The organism is Microbacterium sp. HJ5 (assembly GCF_054824025.1).
Window position 1 is genome coordinate 1 of the sequence record NZ_JSYE01000056.1, and the last position, 298, is coordinate 298.

The 298-nt window shown below is 69.5% G+C and carries 1 protein-coding gene; it reads left to right on the forward strand.

Annotated features, from left to right (window positions below; genetic code table 11):
• On the forward strand, positions 1–298 hold a 298-nt coding region (locus tag OB08_RS16415; RefSeq protein ID WP_461476634.1), incomplete at both ends, for an L-arabinose isomerase family protein.

Below are 298 nucleotides of genomic sequence, written 5' to 3' on the forward strand. Positions count from 1 at the left end.
CCAGGCCGCGCACGGCGACCGCGAGTTCGGGTACATCCAGACCCGTCTCGGTGTCGCGCGCAAGACCGTCGTCGGCCATGTGTCCAACCCGGTCGTGGTGCAGCAGATCGAGGACTGGCAGCGCGCCGCGGCCGGATGGACCGCGGCCCGCACCCTGAAGCTCGCCCGCTTCGGCGACAACATGCGCTACGTCGCGGTCACCGAGGGCGACAAGACCGAGGCGGAGATCCGCTTCGGCGTGCAGGTCAACACGTGGGGCGTGAACGAACTCGTCGAGGCGGTGGATGCGGCATCCGAT